Source organism: Bradyrhizobium pachyrhizi, from assembly GCF_029714545.1.
Taxonomy (GTDB): domain Bacteria; phylum Pseudomonadota; class Alphaproteobacteria; order Rhizobiales; family Xanthobacteraceae; genus Bradyrhizobium; species Bradyrhizobium pachyrhizi.
In genome coordinates, this window is record NZ_CP121667.1 from 7114969 (window position 1) to 7131313 (window position 16345).

The window sequence follows — 16345 nt, forward strand, 5'->3', positions numbered from 1 at the left end:
CGATGACCTCCGCGGATGAAGGCTTGTTGGGGGCTGTTGTTATGGAATCGTCTTCCGCCTTTTCTCAGGCGGAAGCGCGCCCCGCGCGAGGTTGCCGCTCCAGGCCGAATTCCTCGCTCGCCTCATGCCTGTCGTTCATGCTGCTCGCTCTTCTGCTTGCGGCCGGCTTGCCGCGTCGGCGGAATGACCTGAGCGTCGATGTAGCCCAGGGTCCAGGCCTTCAGTTCGTCTTCGGAGAGGCCTTCAAGGTCGACATCCACGTTACCGAAATCGAAACTGGCGCCGGCAGGAATCGTGGAGGGGTCGGCCACCTCCTCATCGGTCATGGGCCGCGAACGCAGTACCACGCGCAACTCGGCAATCTCGGAGCGCAGCTCCTTGATCTCAGCGTCGAGCAGTGCATTTGAACGACCTTTGGGCATCTGCGGGACAGGCGCCGGCAGCAATCGCTTCAGAAAAGACTTGTCTTCGTAATAGATGATCTTGTCAGCGATGATGGGCGGAATGCCGGTGCCAAGAATGAAGGCCTTGGATTTCGGAAGTTCTGCGGCGATCAATTCAGGGCTGCAGCGCTGGCGGAGAACGACAGAGGTGCGGCTGTTTTCTTCGTGATGCGGGGCGCTGGACACGCGCCGACAGAAAAGAATGGCCCCGACCGATGCCATGTCGGATCGTCCCCGATTTGCCCTCCGATGCCCCTCTAAGAGCCCGCTCCACCCGCAAGGCTCAAGCCAAGGGACCGGTCAGGAGGGCATGCTAACCGATGAATTCACTCAGGCTCCGCTCCAGCGGCGCCTTTCTTTTAAGTCCGTCGCCAGCAATTTCCGGCCAGAACCGTCCATTGTGCGCGGGTAACGTCGGCCAAGCCGCGAAGGGCCGTAGAGGCAAGACGGTTGGCTGAAAGCGCTGCCGCCATTGGCAGGCTTGGAGCTACGCAGCGGATCGAGAGCACGCTTTAGATCCCCTCGCTCGGCGCGGGTACCCCACCGATCGTGTCGGTTCGAGCCGCGACATGGACAAGGTCACCGACGGTCGCGGTGTGTCTACTCGCCTGTTGCCGCGACGCGCGGGATCGATGCCGTTAGGATCGAGCCATGCACCCTGACGATGAACTTTTCCCCTTACTGGCGATCGATGCAGGCCAGATATCAGTCGGCACGCGTTATCGGGGCCGCAGCAGCAGCGCGGTGGAAGCGCAGCATCTTCGCGCAGAATAGAATGCCACGATTGCACAAACGGGGCTCAGCGAGTTTTCGGCAACGGCCGCGACATTATGAAGAGCCGTTCGGCGGCCTTCGGCCAGGTGTCTGTCTTTCGACCTTAAGGCGATAGCTCGAGACCGGCGCTAGCGCAGCCCGCGGAAGCGCGGTGCCACGTCTGCCACATCTCACAACCAAGGAGCCCGCCGGCATTCGCGGATGGCATTCAGCAATTTGCCTATTTGCGAGTTTCGGCATCAATCCACTTCTCGGCCGATTCCTTAGGCGCCCTTCTAATCGGAGAAACCTAGAGCGACATAGTGCGTTGCGCGCGAGACGTGCGCCAGCTCAGCAGTCTCGCGCTGCGTCACGCGACCACCCGTTCACTGGCGTTCTCCAACGGATAACCCAGCAGCTCCGTGGCTGGGCGCTTTTACTTCACGCTCGATAACCCTGCCGAGCCGCGGTGGATTCTGGATGGCCTTTGTAATTTCGTTCTTCACGACAGGCGACCAGGAGCCTCTCAACCTAGGCGCACTCCTCGCTGACGACAATTCCTGCGCCTCGATCGGATGCTCGATAATGCAGATCTCGTCGATGTGTGTCCAATGGCCGCCGCGAAGCCAATGCAGCTCGGAATGTCAGTGCGCATGGAGGAGTCTAGAATTTCGTCGCTGCATCCCCGGGGCGCCCCGTTCGTTCGAATCGTACCAAGTATCCGACCGCTTTCCTCAGATGAGATTGTCCGCATTCTTGATTCGCGGTAAGGGGAAGCAAACCAAGGATGGAAACCCTGACACACGATGCCGCCAGATTTGTCTAGTCCAGCAAGCGCGATGGGTACAAATTTGGCCGACGGGCAGGAGATGGTCTGCCGTTTCACGTGGGAGATCAGATCCATCAATGCGCGTTTGGAGGAGCTTCGCCAGTTTCGGGCCAATATGCTTGGCGTTACTGGGCCACAATGGACGATCTTGACGGCCTTAGCGGATTTGGAAGGCGAAGACGGAATTCCGGTCAATGTGGTGTCAAAGTTGATGCGCGTAGACGCTTCATTCGTGACGACCCAATCAAAGCTGCTGGAGAAAAAGGGATTGCTTCGACGCAGACCCTCCAAACGCGATGCTCGGGTCGTACAATTGTCGCTAACGGACAAGACTTGCAAGCATCTCATGAGCGTCTCTACAAAACTGGAAGCACTGGACGAGTTCGTTTTAGCCGAGTTCGGCATTCCGGACGCCCTCGAGCTAGTTAGCAAGCTAGCTGCAGTCAGGCATCGCCTGGAGAGCGCTTGCTTGAAAGCCGCTCTCTGATTCTGAGAATCAATGCATGGTCCTCGGAAATGACGTTGGACTGCGGCAATGTCTGATCTGCCAACCTTCGAAGTTTTATTGAAGCAGCGTGGGCGAAGGTGGTTGTGGTCGGTATGCGCAACCGATGGCACCGTGGTTATGACGGGCTCAGGAAACAGCCGATCTGCCGCCAGCTATGGAGCCAACAGGGCGCTTTTTCTGTTGCTGCTGAGCGCGCCATATCGCTCGGGACTTTCGACTGGAACAAGTCTGAGCTAATCCGCAGGCTCGTTTCTAGGCGCCCGCTTTCTACCGAGCTCTAAAGCTATCACGATCAGCGGCGAACGACCTGCTTGAAAGTCGTTCCCGTCTGGAGGACCGCGGGATGGTCAGCGTTCGGCACTTGTCAGAAGGCCACCGCGCCCAGCACGTGGCTCAGCACGTCCACCGGGCCCGCCAAATCTGCACCGACATTCCCCTAACACGACCAGTTCACGTAGAAGGCCTTCGTCGATAGAGAAAGAATGTCGACGCGTTGCGACGCTTCGGGCCAAGAACGTGTACAGCGGATTCGGCATATGCACTGTTAGGCGACCGACGAGCCAGACGATTTCTAGGCCGCGACGAAAGGGACGGTACGATAACCGCCCCATACCGCTCCATATCCAAGCGGATCAGAGTCGCTGGCAAGCGGTATGAAGCCCGACATCACTACGCATAAACAAACGGTGCGCAGGACCTGGCAGAATTGGGGTCGGGGACCATCTCACCGGCAATTGCAAAGCTCGAAGAGCGATCAAGGGCGGACTGTCAGCCGCCCTACTCTGCGAGTTTTGGTACCGCTTAGTAAGCTATCGCTGATGACCGAGGCCGATCCCGAGATGTAAGGCCTTCTGACGCAGCGCACCGATCGTGCGTTTGGTCACCTTTGATATTTTTATGACCGGAGTCCGGACCTTCGAATGGGCCTTGAGCTCCTTGATATCTTCTTTGGTCCACTCGCGCCGCTTGATGCGTTTCTTCGTTACTTTCTTCACCCTGAATGCTCCTTGTGAGAGGGCGGCTTGTAACACAGTTTTTTCGGAGCGACGACCTTAAAAGTGCCACTCACAGGAACTCGTGCAGACTTACAAGGTGACGTACTTGGGTAAGTGACTCTGACACGGCCTCGCTATTAGTTCTCGAATGTAATAATCGAGCAAACTATCGACAATCATACGTGATTAAGGCGAGGCTTGGCTGAGGAAGCCGCACATGTTTCTAGACTTTGCAGATGATTGGATTGCAAACGTATATCAGATAACCAATGCGACTTGGTTTGACATTTTTTCCGTATGGCGGACTAACCACGTCCACCATTCAAAAAGCTGGCGACATGCGACACATCACTGCCATGGCTGCTCGCATGTGAGCAACGATTGGGAAGAGGACACTCGCGACAACGTAGATCGGGCGAAACCGTAAGCGAGAAGTTGCAGTAACAGTATCGACAACAGTCTGCTCAACGGTCTACAATGGAGCGGATCGCTGCGATTACGAGTAGAGATTACGCGCTTCTTGACCGAGCCATTGCACCGCGAATTAACAGGCGCCCCGTTGAGCGATGTCAGTCGCGCTCAGCGATGCGACGTGTGATGCTTAGCCTCGCCGATGCCAGGTGCTTGCCTCATGCGCCGAACATTCACCTCGTTATTAGCCAGCTACTCCTTTGGACGGCGAGATATTTCTGTGTCCCCCGCGACCGCACGATCTGACTTGCGGTGACCGATAACGAACGGAATTGTGTCGGCTTTTCCTTTGCCATAGCGACGTGTTACTCGATGCCGCGACTATGGAGCCGGTTGCTGTCACAGCGCGACGCAACTGCCAACTCGAACGAGCTGAACTGTCGACGACCGTAACGGCTTGCTACCATCAATGACAAGCCGATCATTCGTCCTAGGTCCGCGTCACTCAAACCGCGGCGGCGCCAACCGGACGTTCGCGTTGGCGCTCGCCGGCGAAGCGCGTTGACGATCGGACCGCGGTCGCACGGTTTCATTTTGACAGTTTGGATCGAAATGGCCGTGTCCGGGCTCGGCGGCGGCGACGGCACGCCACGGCCGAGCCACCGAGATCGTCATAATGGCCGCTCTTCAATGACCATAGAATGCCGGTAGCCCGATAAGCTGGCCGAGCGGGTCGATCGAGGCGAATTTGCCCCAAGCGAGCTCGCAATTCGGTCGGCTGATCTACGTCATTGAGGACGATCCATCATGCGGTCGAGGATCACGGAAGCCGCGGGCCGCGCTGTGGCCAGCGACGGGTGAATGAGTGGCATCAATCGAGGAAGCGCTGTGCGTGGCTGGCGGCTTCGCGATTGAGCGCACGCAGCGTTTGTTCATTCGGACACCATTTCGGAGGGCTTGCATGGTTCTCTTGATTGAGCTCAGCGGCACAGCGGCGTTTGGCCTGACATGGGCCGCACACGCGCTGCAGATCGTGTAATACTCGCCATGATGCACGGCGAACGCTTGCTCTGGAAGCCCCGCAAGTGCGAGCCGCTTACTTAAAAGCTCGGGTACGCCAGGACGTTGCGCCAATGTTCGAAACTCGGCCGTGGAGAGTCTGAGCTCACGCGCGATTACGTCGATATCCTGATGGCTCAAATAAGCCAGCTCGGACTGTCGAGACAGAATAGTCCGTAACCGGCTGATCAGATTTCCGAAGAAACTACCGCTGTGTTCGGGTCGAGTAACCATGTTTCACGTCCATCTCGCCACCCTTAGCTCATAGAGACACGTCGGCTTTTGACGTGCATCAAATAGGACCGGCGCTGCGATGAGCCTGAAGGCCACGGCTTCAGCGCCAAGACAGGTTCCTGGGGACAGCCCCCGGCGACATTCCGAGAAAGCCAGCCGCTCACGCGCCGCGCGACGATACAACGCAATAAGTCGTTCTAGACGCGCGCCGGCTTTTTTGACCAGCATCAATACGTCGGTTGCGGCCTGCCGATAGAGATCACCTTCCCATTAAGGTCAGGTACATGGCAGACAGGAAAACTTGGCGCCCCATCATCTTTTCGTGCCCAAATACGGGCGATCGGGTCCAGGGCCTCCTGCCGGACGAAAGCACCGAGCCGGGAACCGACGTCCTGCACCCTGTAACGTGCGCAGCCTGCGGCGGAGCCCACTTCATCAACCTGCGGACCGGCGCCATGATCGGGGAAAGCCGCTAGGCCCAATTGGCGTGCGGGCGTCCCCTTTCTGGAACTCGCTTCGGTAATGCGAAGCTCTGGAACGCGCCAGTGGAGGCATATCAGTCAACCAACAGGCGCCTCACGAGCGTTAAGAAGACTCCAACCAACAGAGAATGTGCAACATGACAGCGATGGCCAGCGCGGGCGCGCCGGGCGCAAGCTTCATTCAGGGCGGCGTCGAAGATGCCAACCGACACGGACTGGGGCTGGTCGGGATCGATCCTGCTGAAGCTTGGCATTATTCCGCAGCCGTGATCTGGGCTGCCGACTAATTCCCGCCCCCGCATGGCAATAGCGTCACGGCGGGGGCAACCGGCAGACCACTTGCTCGATCGAGACCGCGGGCAGATTGGACGCAGAACTGCTCGCGCGGCAGACTGGGGAGCTCGTCGGGCCTATTCAGAAGGATGCGTAACTTGTCAATCTGCAACTATGAACGGCATTCCGGTGCTAACGATCGGATTACCTGGGAACGGATCGAGACCGCCCCCTTTGATCGCGACCTGGAAATTGCCGTGATCGAGGGCAGCACCATTCACCGGCTGGTCTTCCCCTGCCGCCGCATAATCGGCGGCTGGATCGGGGCTAAGACCGGAGAACGCGTGACTGTACGGCCCACCCATTGGCGCAGCTGGCCCAGATAGTACCGGCTGTCCTGTATTGTGTTGCCGTCGATACTGTTCGGTACTACCAGGCGAGAAACGTCTATCACGACAACGACAAATGCACTGAGGGCAACAACCTCGAACCGCAATATCTCGCCTCCGGCACTGGCGGGCGACCGCGCTGCGAACACTGCAGCCACCTAGCTTAACTTACCGGAAGCCGTGGTATGCGGAAATTACCTGCCCTCGCTGCGGTCAGAGGACATGCTCAGTCCTTCGCGTTGCACGGTCCTGTTCCTCATTCAATCGAGGTGGAAGCGCTTTCGTCCCAGCGCAACGATTTCGCGCTCCGTAGGGTGATCGCTGGACTCGACGTGCACCGTGAGCGTTGACCTGGTCGTTTTCAGAAATTGCATGAGCTCGGTTTTCTCGTTGCCTGGCCCGATGATGAGCAGATCGGTGCAGTTACCCAGGGCTTCACTGACCCTGGCGAGGAATGTCAAGTCTCCGCTCGCACTCGCTTTGTGATGAGGGGTTGACGAATGCGCGCGTACAGCCGAGGCGCTCACGCCAGTCAGCCCTACCGAGAAGATTTTGGCAACGCGGTGGTCGATCCAAATAACGGCGTGCGCTTGTGCTTGAACTGTCCTCTCGGTCATAAATGGGCGCTGCCTTTCCTTCCCGCCCCCCCCTATCAGCCATAGTGTCATGACCCAAGCAATTCACTGCGGCCGACGAAGCCAAGGAGACTGCGGTACCAAACGCGTTCGGGATCTTTGTATACACTTGTCTGCGCAACAATTTCACCAAGTGATGTATGGGAGGAGCTTATGAGAGCATGTGCGCATGCATTCACGCTCAGACTGTTCTGGTCAAGTTTCCAAAGCCGCTTCAACCAGTTTCCAGTTCAGTTGCTTCTGATGATGTAACTCGCTCTCCGAAATCTTATCGACCAGTCGCCATGATCGTCGATTACCAGCGAGCCCGGCTGATCGACCTCCAGCAACGCTAGGCGGGTTTGGAACGCTCCCGCATTCGGCTAGTTCGTGGCGAACGAGCGCTACACCTGAGCAGCAGCGCGGCATGATCCCCGTGCTCTCGCCCGCTATAACTGCGACACTCATCATACAGATGCCTCTCTATTTGGAATTAGACCATTGCGCCAATCGCGCCGCGCCCGGATTGATCTCGCTCAAAAATAGAATCAACAATGACGTATTTGGCAGGTCACGTTGCATTCCGCAGGCCGGCCCATGCCCGGGATAGCCAGAGGTCTTTTACATTTGGGACCAGCAATGTTAGCCGCTGGCCCACTCTCGGCGGTTGGCCCGCTTCGTACTAACTTGTCGCGCTTTAGACAACATGTCGAGAAGCGGACGATGCGAGACCATCGTAGACGAAGTGGTTAAGGTCTTTGAATTCCGTCGCCCTGGCAGCACGAGCGAAGTCGCCAAGGACTGGTACGGCGCTTGCTTAAAGAGAGCCGCGTCCGCGTCTCCTCACCATGGCGGCTAAATGCGTTCGCCGGTGATCGACCGAGACATCGGTCGTGCGACAGGGGAATGATCTGCATGTCCGGGGTTGCTGCTGCCTTACAATCTTCCTCAAGCAATTCGCGGGCGACGGTTTATGATCGGCTCAAGCACATGGTTCCGAGACTTGCACTGCGTGGGCAGGCAGGGGTCTGCGTTGCAGCCTTCATGCGCAAGAAAGGCGTTCGATACGCGAAAGTGCTCCAGCCATCATGCGATTCAGTGCGCATTGAGCACGATAAAAAGGATCCAAATTTTAGGCCTCATGTTGCAATCGCCCATATCCGTAGCCGACGCCGCGAACCTAGCGGCGACGGACTCCTTCAGCCGATTCACATCAATGCGGGTACCAGCCGCCATCTGACAATTTCTTTTGATGGCGCCCTGGTCAACGCCCGTGAACTCAGGGGCGAATTGCTTGCCCAGGGCCATAGGTTAGATGGCGACAGAGATTCTGAACTGTTGGTCAAGTGGATTGAGCGGTCCTGCGAAGGAGACTATTGGCGGCACGGCCTGCCCGTCAATTACGAGAATGTCTTCAACTTAGTTGCATACCGCAATCGATGTGGGTTGCGCCCCTTGGAAACTATGCAGGCAGATGACGGGTTCTTGCTCTTTGCTTCGGAAAACGGTGCTTTCGCCGGACTACAGGGCAAGACAAAACAAATCGTGCCGGGCCACATCAAGTATGTAGATGGAACAACGGGCCGTTGCGTTGACCGTTCCGTGAGCCGCGGGCGATACAATGCCAAACTTTGCGCCTATGAGACGCTCTATTTAGGAAATCCCAACACATCGATCGAAGGCCAGTCATATTTCGAAACCCGTTACAACATAGGGATCGCCCTTGGTCGCCTTGTTGCACAACGGTTGCAAGAGGAGCCAGGCTCCGCACCCACGATCGTCTCCTCCATGCCGCATACCGGGGGACCTTACGCCGACGGTCTGCTTGCATCCCTCCATGATTACGGCGTGCTTTCCCGGCGTCGCGAAGTCGTCGCAACGCAATCTCCTCAGCGAACTCTCATTGGTGCGCCCAGCGAACGAAAGTCTCGCATTTCTCAGAAGTACCGTGTGTCGGGTACTCACCTTGGCAATACCACGATTGTAATCGTCGACGAGGCTCTCATTCGTGGCGATACCAGCCGAACCGTCACAAACATGCTGCTTGCCGCTGGGGCGAGAGCTGTGCATTGGGCGATCGGTTCGCCACCTGTTGTCGCGCCGCACTCCTATGGTATCGGCATAGACACACTAGATGATTTGGCTTTCTGGAAAATCTGGAAACGATTGCCACCCGAACAACGCACGCAAAGCCTTCCCTTTCACAACATCGAGCCCAACACTCTCAAGATCATCGAAAGTAATATTGCTGCATCCATCAACGCAGCCACAATCACGTATCTGCCGTTTCCTCTTCTAGTATCGTCGCTTCCCTGCCGGCAAGACGGCTTCGATCTATCACCATTTACGTTCGAGATGCCGACCCCAGCGGGGCAGAAACGCGCAAATCAAAACTTGCGCGAATTTTTAGCCCCTCTTCCCTATCAGAATCAATCCCTGATTGAGGTCGACCATGATGCCCGTCCTCGTCTTTGATTGGAACGGAACGCTGCTCGATGATTCGTACGCACTGCTGCAAACGACCAATGACATACTAACTCACTTTGGTCATGCGACGATCGACATGAACACCTTTCGGGAACATTGCGACGTTCCGCTATCTCTTCTCTATCGAAGCCTCGGAATGTCGGAAGACGAAGTTGAGGCGCTTGATCGCGATGGATTTGCAGGAAGGCGTAGGCAATCATTGTCATCAAGGCGTGGCGATGAAGACCTTGCCATGATCGCCCTTCGAAGTGATCAAGTCCAAGTTCATCCTTCAATTGCTGATGCGCCTGCTCACAAATCCACCGTGCCTTGATGGTGGCGGCCAGCGTGCGCAGATCCGTCGCCGCCGGACGGTTAGCCAGATAGTATTTCTTCTCCCCGGACGCACGTTGCTCGCCAATGAGCCAGGCTTCGTCGCCTGGGAGATGCTGCTGACCTTTATCCCATATCCCGCTGCAGAGGGCCGTCGGCGGTCCGGACACGGAGAGCAGCAAATTGGGCTTTAAGCCGACCTTTCGTCCCGCTACGCCAACTCACGGTTTTCCATTTGGCGCTGACGAGCATTTGTTCTGCGGCAATCGATAAGATATCGGGCACGTGGTGCTTTCGTGGTTTTCCGCGGACTTTGGTAATCGGCCAAATGAGCTTCACATCGACCCTTCCGAAAAGCGGTTGTGCTTCATGCTCTGGCCGTCGTGTGGGGCCAGAACGAACTTCAAACTGGATTAAGCCCGCGGGGCACGGTCACTGAAGCTATGACAATCGCGAACCGGATCACGTCTCGAGCATTTGCCCGAAGGACGAACGAGTCTTGCGTAGTCGAAGGCTGACTTGACCGCAAACGGCCGTGCGGCCGTGCGAAGGCGTCAGCATCAGCCCAGCAGGTCGATCCTGCCGGTTTCGAGCCGGTATAGGCCCCCGACTATCTTCAGGGTGTTCTGCTCAACGGCCGAGCTCAAAATCGGGCTGGCCGATTTGAGCTTATTGACGTTATCGATCACATTCTGCCGGATCGCATCGGCGGACGTATCACCGGTTTGCTGCCGAGATCTTCTTACCGCAGGAGCAAGCGCGGCAACGAGAGATGGAATATGCCCCGGCGCCGGCTTACCCTCGTCAAGCCACTTGATCGTGGCGTCTATCGCGCCGCAATGATCGTGACCAAGTACCAAGATCAACGGCGTGCTTAGTACGGCGACTGCATACTCCATGCTAGCGAGCGCGTCATCGTCGGCGAAGTTGCCGGCAAGGCGGCACACAAACAAATCACCAAGTCCGCTGTCGAAGGCAATTTCGGGAACTACACGAGAATCAGCGCAGCTCAAAACCGCCGCATATGGATTTTGACCATCGACTAAAAGTTGGCGTTCGCGCTTCAGATCGCGCATTCGCGATGCGCCCTGCACATAGCGATCGTTACCCTCCATGAGGCGCTTCAGCGCAAGATCTGGCGAGAGCAGGTTATCAGGCTTGGGCGGCGAACTTGCATGCTTCGCATCCACAGTACTGGCGTCGAACGGCAGGATGATTGCCGATAAGGCGAATAGCAACAAGGAGCGGCGCGACGGCGCGACCGTGATTGGAGAGGACATGATCCGGGAATGGCCTGCATGCATGTGTATCACATTCATCGCGTGGCCCTACGCCATCCGGCGGCTTCGGCCTCCGGCTCGCTGCAGAACCAGCGTTCGGCCGGCTTCTTCGTCATGTCGATTTGTCCGTAACTGAGTTGCTCGGGCAAGTGATAAATGCGCTTGCCGTTGCGATCCACGGTGCCCTTTATCAGACACTCGGGCGAAGGCGGCTCCGATATCAGAGCGGATCCGAGCAGGAGTTCCTGAGCGTCGTTTGGCACCGACCTCACGCCGACGATGATCGTTCCCTTGTTGCGGCGCCGCCAGTCCCAGGGCGCGATGAACGCTCCAGACCACAGGCCCGCATAAGCGTTGCTCGCCCTCACCTCATGGATAACGTAGATGTTGGTAGATGAAGCGGATGACAGTGCCCAGCCCGAGCTGACCATCCAGGCGTTCATGTCCTGGCCTTCGATGAAGCAACTGCCGAGTGACCTGCCGTACTTATCGACTCCAGCGGTTTGACAATCCCACGTTCGCCCATTCGAGTACCTGATAAGCGCGTCGCGAGCAGCTACCCCGCAAGCCCACTTGTGGCCATGGGCATCGAGGCAAATCTGGTCAGTCTCAGGCGCCTCGATACCCGAGAGCCGAATCCTGGTTTGCTCGATCTCGATTGTATTTGCATCGAGGATGTGCGGAGAGCCGCTGAGTTTGGCCGCGCAAACCGGAGATGTGATGATAGCGAACAACGCTGCCATCATTACGCGGTGTTTCATTCTTGCAACCTTTCGCTCTTGATTGATCGGCTCGGGAAATCGTACGATCCGGCGCCGCCACGTTCGAATGCTTGACTGCACCGGTCCGTCCATCTAGCCGGCATCGTAGACGCTTGCTCTGTGAAAGCTGGAGGGTTTTCAGCTTACGATCTGACGCAGCGTGAGGTTCAAGCGATTTCTTTTGAGTGCATTTGCGATGTGCTTGTGGCCTCGCTCTCTCTATGCCCACTTAAGGCGAGCCTGTACGACCCGCAGACCAATCGTACCTATGCGGAGACGGCGGCACATTACCGCACCGCCATATTGCCGGCGCGGCTGGCAAGCCGCGCGACAAGGCCAAAGGTCGAGCAAGCCGTCCTCATCGTCGAGCGCTGGCTGCTCGGTCGCCTGCGTCATCGCACTTTCTACAGCCTCGCCGAGGTCAATGCGTCGATCGGCAAGCTGCCCCCCTTTCCGGAGCTAAAGCGCTCTTATGGCACCTCAAGAGGTCTCGGCGATTGACCGCCAGGTTGGTGAATTGCGGTGAGAGTGCAGAAGAGTTCTCGTTGCCTCTGCCGGTGAACGCGATGTCGTTCGCAAGACCATGCGCTTTTTGAAGAGCACAGTTCAAGACAGATCCAACGAGGCGGCCTTTCCGACGCTGGCGGTTTCATCGTTGTCTGATGAAGGAGACCGTCCGACGCCGATGCGAGTAGCATTCTCCATAACATCGGCCGGCTGGTCAGCCGCCGTTGGGTCATTCTCGTCGTGCCCTTCCCATGAAAACTCGGCGCAGACGGGTGGCAGATTGCGCCGGCGCCTGCTTTGGCCATGCCCCTTCGGTGATGCGCATTAACGGGCCGCGACCTTCTGAAGTCACAAGCCGACCTCTTAGCGGGTTTGATTCTTGGCTCTCGCTCGGTGATGGGGGTACCAAACAAAGTACGTCACGTCCTTGGCAAGGCCCACCGACCAAAGCCTACGTACAAATACCTAGTGGCTTCTACTTAGGGGAAACATCCAAATGTCGCGCTTCGTCCGCAGCGGCCAATCTGCATCCATCGATCTTCTCACGATGGGGTGCCGACATGCAGCTTCACGCTGCCGTTTTTGCCCAGACGAGGCGTCATCTGACCAGCGCCTTGCGAGGCCCTGTTCGCACGGAGGGACCGTTCGGCATGATCGGGACGCCGATGCGTTTCGCGCGCAATAGCGAGATCTACGGCGAGGAAGAGGCAGCAGAACACCTTTATCAAGTGACGTCCGGTGCCGTGCGAACCTACCGGATCCTGGAGGACGGACGTCGCCAGATCGGTGCGTTCTACCTATCCGGAGATATCTTCGGCTTCGATGCCGGCGATACTTATATCGCTTCAGCCGAGGCGATCTGCGAATCACAGGTATTGATGGTCAGGCGCAGCGCCCTCATGATCCGCGCAATCCATGAAACGGATCTGGCCCGGCAGCTCTGGAACGCGACTGCGCTGGAGCTACGCCGCTTTCAAGACCATGTGATCCTGCTAATCAGCAGCGCCGAACAGAGGGTCATGGGCTTCCTGCGCGATATGGCTCGCCGCGCCCCGAAGAATGCAGCCATTGAACTTCCCATGTCACGACAGGATATCGCCGACTATCTTGGCCTGACAATCGAGACCGTATCGCGAACCTTCACTCAACTCGAGCAGAAGGGCATCATTTCACTGCCCAGCTCACGGCGAGTCGAGCTGCGCGACCACATACTGTTCCATGACGTTACGCGGAACTTGGGCTGAGTCGATGCGCGCACACTCATGCGATTTGCGTGGCGGTCGGCCTGCGGCCCTTGCGCCTGCAGAAGCAGCGCCGCCGCTATTCACGTGCGCGGCAATGGGGCGCCGAGGTCTGTTCAGTTCGGTTGACGCTATCTCTTTCGCCTTACTTTGGTCCCTCAAGGGGGCCCTCAACGGAGCAGCGCATGATCGTCGATCTTTTGCGTCGAGAGCATCGCAATATGGAACTGCTTCTCGCCGTACTTCAGCGCGAGCTGGAGATTTTTGAGCGTGGTGATCGTCCTGATTACGAGGTAATTCGCGCGATTATCAGCTATTTCCAGGTTTACCCTGAGGTGTACCATCATCCGCAGGAAGACCTGATCTTCTCTAAGCTAAGGATACGCAATCCGGATGCAGCGGCAAGTCTCGGAGACCTTACGCGCGAGCACCAGGAAGGAGCTGATCGTTTGCGTCACTTCGCACGAGCGATCGATGCCGTCCTCGCGGATCGCGATATTCTCCGGCAGGAGGTTGGCAACATCGTGCGCAACTTTATCGTGTGCGAACGGGATCACATGACGTGGGAAGAACATGAGTTCTTCCCGGCGGCGTTGAAGGCTCTGTCTCCTCAGGATTGGATGGAAATCGGTTCGGCTCTCACCGGTCGTAAGGACCCGCTTTTCAGCGAGGCAGGCGAAGCGAGTGCCGACGCGCTGAGAGCGCACATTGTGCAATTGGCACAAGAGGCTGAAGCCGAACGGCAGCCGGTCAGTTTTCATCAGGGGTGACGGCCATCCAGCCGCGGGGCGCCAAGACGGGCGGTCAGTTATTTTGACCTCGCGCCGGCCTCCTGAAGATAACCCGATGTTACATCCATTCTGACTCACTCGATGATGAATGCGCCGGATCTCCAGCAAAGCTTGCTGGTTTCCGCCTCGTGGACGGCGCCCCATTGCCCGTACATGACCATTCATCAGTGGTTTCGATCCCAGACGTATGCGCCGCGGGCATCCCCTACCAATTTCGGCTTCAGAGTCGACGTTTAGCAGCCAGCTACATCGGAGATTTTGAGGCAGCGCAAAGCTAGTCCGCCGCGAGTCCAATACTCGCTTAGGAGAGTGAGAGGATTCCGCATGCGATCGGACTTAGCAAAATCCTACGGGCAGGATCGGCTGCCGCGCTATACCAGCTATCCGACGGCTCCGCATTTCTCATCGTCAGTGCGCGAAACGGACTACCGAACGTGGCTCAAATCGCTGCGGGTCCAGCAGCGCGCGTCGATTTACCTTCACGTTCCGTTTTGTCGATCCTTGTGTTGGCACTGCGGCTGCCACACGTCTGTCACAAAGCGCAACGAACCCATCGCGATTTACGCCGCAGGACTGCGTACTGAGGCTTACCTCGTCGCAGAGACGATTGGCCAACGACTATCAATTTCCCATATCCACTTTGGTGGCGGCACTCCTACGGTCATGACACCCGAAACGTTCGCTGATCTCGTCGGCACGTTGCGCTATTCGTTCCTGGTGCGGCCTGATGCCGAGCTCGCCGTCGAAATCGATCCCCGCACATTGACCGAGCCGATGGCGGAGGCGCTCGGCTATTGCGGCGTTAACCGAGCGAGCCTTGGCATCCAGAGTTTCGATCCTGCTGTCCAGCGCGCCATCAATCGTCTGCAGAGCGTCGAACAGACACTGACTTCGGTCGAGCGGCTGCGACGCGCCGGAGTCGGGAGGATCAATTTCGACCTGATTTACGGCCTGCCCCTGCAGACGGTCGGTTCGTGCTTAGACACCGTGGCGAAGTGCGTCCAGCTCCGTCCGGACCGTTTTTCGGTATTCGGCTACGCCCATATTCCTTCATTCAAGAAGCATCAGCGCAAGATCGCCGAAGCTTCCCTGCCCGACAGCGTCGAGCGATATCTCCAATCCGAAACGATCGCCGAAGCCTTGATTGATGCGGGATACGTACGTATTGGCCTCGATCACTTCGCTCTCCCAGACGACGCCCTGGCGTTTGCAAGTCAGGAAGGAACGCTGAGGCGCAACTTCCAGGGCTATACGGACGATTCCGCAGATGCCCTCGTTGGTCTCGGCGCCAGCGCCATTGGTCGCACGCCCCAAGGATTCGTCCAGAACGCTGCGGCGACCAAGGACTATCTCGCGCGCATCACCGATGACCGGTTTGCCACCGTCAAGGGTTACTCGCTCACAGAGGAAGATCGTTTCCGAGCCGAGATCATCGAGCGTCTCATGTGCGACATGGCCGTTGACCTTGCCGACATATCTCGCCGTCACGGCAGGGACCCGACGCTGGCCATCGTCGATCGGCCTCGGATCGACGGCCTTATCGCGGATGGCGTCGTGACTATGGACGGTGGCAGGCTTTACGTAAGTAGCGACGCTCAGTTTCTGGTCCGGAGCGTCGCCGCGGCGTTCGACGCTCATCTTGCGCGGTGCGAGGCTACACATAGTCGGGCGGTTTGAACCGATTCACTAAAATGGAGGAAATAGCGTGTCCGGAAGACGAATGGAGTTGTTGTAACCGGAAGATCGGGCATATCGGCGTCAGGAAACAATAACCGGACGGACCTATGCTCGCGTACCACAATCACGACCATTGAGCCGGAAGCCGATTTGGCATCCCGTTCCAATTCCGCTAACAGCCGCCAGCCTCTTTATGGAGCTTTTCGGACAGAAGTTCCGAAGGAAGCCGTGTTCATCGGATCAGCTCAAATTCGTCGAGCAAACGTGCCCCAGCGCAGTATTCGATCATCCGCAAGCGC

General features: G+C 57.5%; 11 protein-coding genes and 3 pseudogenes. 8 read left to right on the forward strand and 6 right to left on the reverse strand.

Annotated elements, in window-relative coordinates:
- Window positions 1–122: 122 nt before the first annotated feature.
- Window positions 123–665, reverse strand: coding sequence for a hypothetical protein (locus QA639_RS33805; protein WP_283088199.1), 543 nt, complete (start codon window positions 663–665; stop codon window positions 123–125).
- Window positions 666–2035: 1370 nt separating this feature from the next.
- On the opposite strand from QA639_RS33805, the gene QA639_RS33810 reads away from it, so the two are divergent.
- Window positions 2036–2512, forward strand: coding sequence for a MarR family winged helix-turn-helix transcriptional regulator (locus QA639_RS33810; RefSeq protein WP_428841096.1), 477 nt, complete (start codon window positions 2036–2038; stop codon window positions 2510–2512).
- 830 nt (window positions 2513–3342) lie between these two features.
- On the opposite strand, the gene QA639_RS33815 is transcribed toward QA639_RS33810, so the two are convergent.
- Window positions 3343–3528: a hypothetical protein gene (locus QA639_RS33815; RefSeq protein WP_283088200.1), complete on the reverse strand. Its 186-nt coding sequence runs from the start codon at window positions 3526–3528 to the stop codon at window positions 3343–3345.
- Between the two features lie 2323 nt (window positions 3529–5851).
- Here QA639_RS33815 and QA639_RS33820 point away from each other — a divergent pair.
- The gene (locus tag QA639_RS33820; RefSeq protein WP_283088201.1) at window positions 5852–6001 is read left to right on the forward strand and encodes a hypothetical protein; all 150 of its coding nucleotides are present in this window, start codon (window positions 5852–5854) and stop codon (window positions 5999–6001) included.
- Between the two features lie 635 nt (window positions 6002–6636).
- On the opposite strand, the gene QA639_RS33830 is transcribed toward QA639_RS33820, so the two are convergent.
- On the reverse strand, window positions 6637–6993 hold the full coding sequence (locus QA639_RS33830) for a hypothetical protein (RefSeq protein ID WP_283088203.1): 357 nt from the start codon (window positions 6991–6993) through the stop codon (window positions 6637–6639).
- Window positions 6994–7905: 912 nt separating this feature from the next.
- Between QA639_RS33830 and QA639_RS33835 the strand changes: the two genes are divergently transcribed.
- Entirely contained in the window at window positions 7906–9465 is a 1560-nt protein-coding gene (locus QA639_RS33835; RefSeq protein ID WP_283088204.1) for an amidophosphoribosyltransferase, read from the forward strand.
- Window positions 9446–9577, forward strand: a pseudogene (locus tag QA639_RS42150) (HAD family hydrolase); the annotation flags it as partial. The gene QA639_RS33835 and the pseudogene QA639_RS42150, both read left to right, overlap by 20 nt.
- 67 nt (window positions 9578–9644) lie before the next feature.
- On the opposite strand, the pseudogene QA639_RS33840 reads toward QA639_RS42150, so the two are convergent.
- From QA639_RS33840 to QA639_RS33850, 3 genes and pseudogenes are all read right to left on the reverse strand, one after another.
- Window positions 9645–10134 (reverse strand): annotated as a pseudogene (locus QA639_RS33840) (transposase); the annotation flags it as partial.
- 215 nt (window positions 10135–10349) lie between these two features.
- Complete coding sequence (locus tag QA639_RS33845) at window positions 10350–11108, reverse strand: carbonic anhydrase (protein WP_283088205.1); 759 nt, start codon at window positions 11106–11108, stop codon at window positions 10350–10352.
- Window positions 11105–11830, reverse strand: coding sequence for a thermonuclease family protein (locus tag QA639_RS33850; RefSeq protein ID WP_283088206.1), 726 nt, complete (start codon window positions 11828–11830; stop codon window positions 11105–11107). The genes QA639_RS33845 and QA639_RS33850 overlap by 4 nt, the downstream gene beginning before the upstream one ends.
- Before the next feature lie 228 nt (window positions 11831–12058).
- Between QA639_RS33850 and QA639_RS33855 the strand changes: the two are divergent.
- The 4 genes and pseudogenes from QA639_RS33855 to hemN all read left to right on the forward strand — a co-directional run.
- Window positions 12059–12274: pseudogene (locus QA639_RS33855) on the forward strand (IS21 family transposase); the annotation flags it as partial.
- 623 nt (window positions 12275–12897) lie between these two features.
- A complete protein-coding gene (locus tag QA639_RS33860) occupies window positions 12898–13581 on the forward strand; it encodes a helix-turn-helix domain-containing protein (RefSeq protein WP_283088207.1) in 684 nt (227 codons plus the stop codon).
- A gap of 182 nt (window positions 13582–13763) precedes the next feature.
- A complete protein-coding gene (locus QA639_RS33865) occupies window positions 13764–14348 on the forward strand; it encodes a hemerythrin domain-containing protein (RefSeq protein WP_283088208.1) in 585 nt (194 codons plus the stop codon).
- 345 nt (window positions 14349–14693) lie between these two features.
- The gene (hemN, locus tag QA639_RS33870; protein WP_283088209.1) at window positions 14694–16046 is read left to right on the forward strand and encodes an oxygen-independent coproporphyrinogen III oxidase; all 1353 of its coding nucleotides are present in this window, start codon (window positions 14694–14696) and stop codon (window positions 16044–16046) included.
- Window positions 16047–16345: the final 299 nt, after the last annotated feature.

Excerpts from the sequence above, each read along its gene's own strand:
- QA639_RS33845 (WP_283088205.1), bottom strand. The coding sequence starts at position 11,108 with ATGAATGTGATACACATGCATGCAGGCCATTCCCGGATCATGTCCTCT.
- QA639_RS33865 (WP_283088208.1), top strand. The coding sequence starts at position 13,764 with ATGATCGTCGATCTTTTGCGTCGAGAGCATCGCAATATGGAACTGCTT.
- QA639_RS33820 (WP_283088201.1), top strand. The coding sequence starts at position 5,852 with ATGACAGCGATGGCCAGCGCGGGCGCGCCGGGCGCAAGCTTCATTCAG.
- QA639_RS33810 (WP_428841096.1), top strand. The coding sequence starts at position 2,036 with ATGGGTACAAATTTGGCCGACGGGCAGGAGATGGTCTGCCGTTTCACG.
- QA639_RS33860 (WP_283088207.1), top strand. The coding sequence starts at position 12,898 with ATGCAGCTTCACGCTGCCGTTTTTGCCCAGACGAGGCGTCATCTGACC.
- QA639_RS33805 (WP_283088199.1), bottom strand. The coding sequence starts at position 665 with ATGGCATCGGTCGGGGCCATTCTTTTCTGTCGGCGCGTGTCCAGCGCC.
- QA639_RS33830 (WP_283088203.1), bottom strand. The coding sequence starts at position 6,993 with ATGACCGAGAGGACAGTTCAAGCACAAGCGCACGCCGTTATTTGGATC.
- QA639_RS33835 (WP_283088204.1), top strand. The coding sequence starts at position 7,906 with ATGTCCGGGGTTGCTGCTGCCTTACAATCTTCCTCAAGCAATTCGCGG.
- hemN (WP_283088209.1), top strand. The coding sequence starts at position 14,694 with ATGCGATCGGACTTAGCAAAATCCTACGGGCAGGATCGGCTGCCGCGC.
- QA639_RS33850 (WP_283088206.1), bottom strand. The coding sequence starts at position 11,830 with ATGAAACACCGCGTAATGATGGCAGCGTTGTTCGCTATCATCACATCT.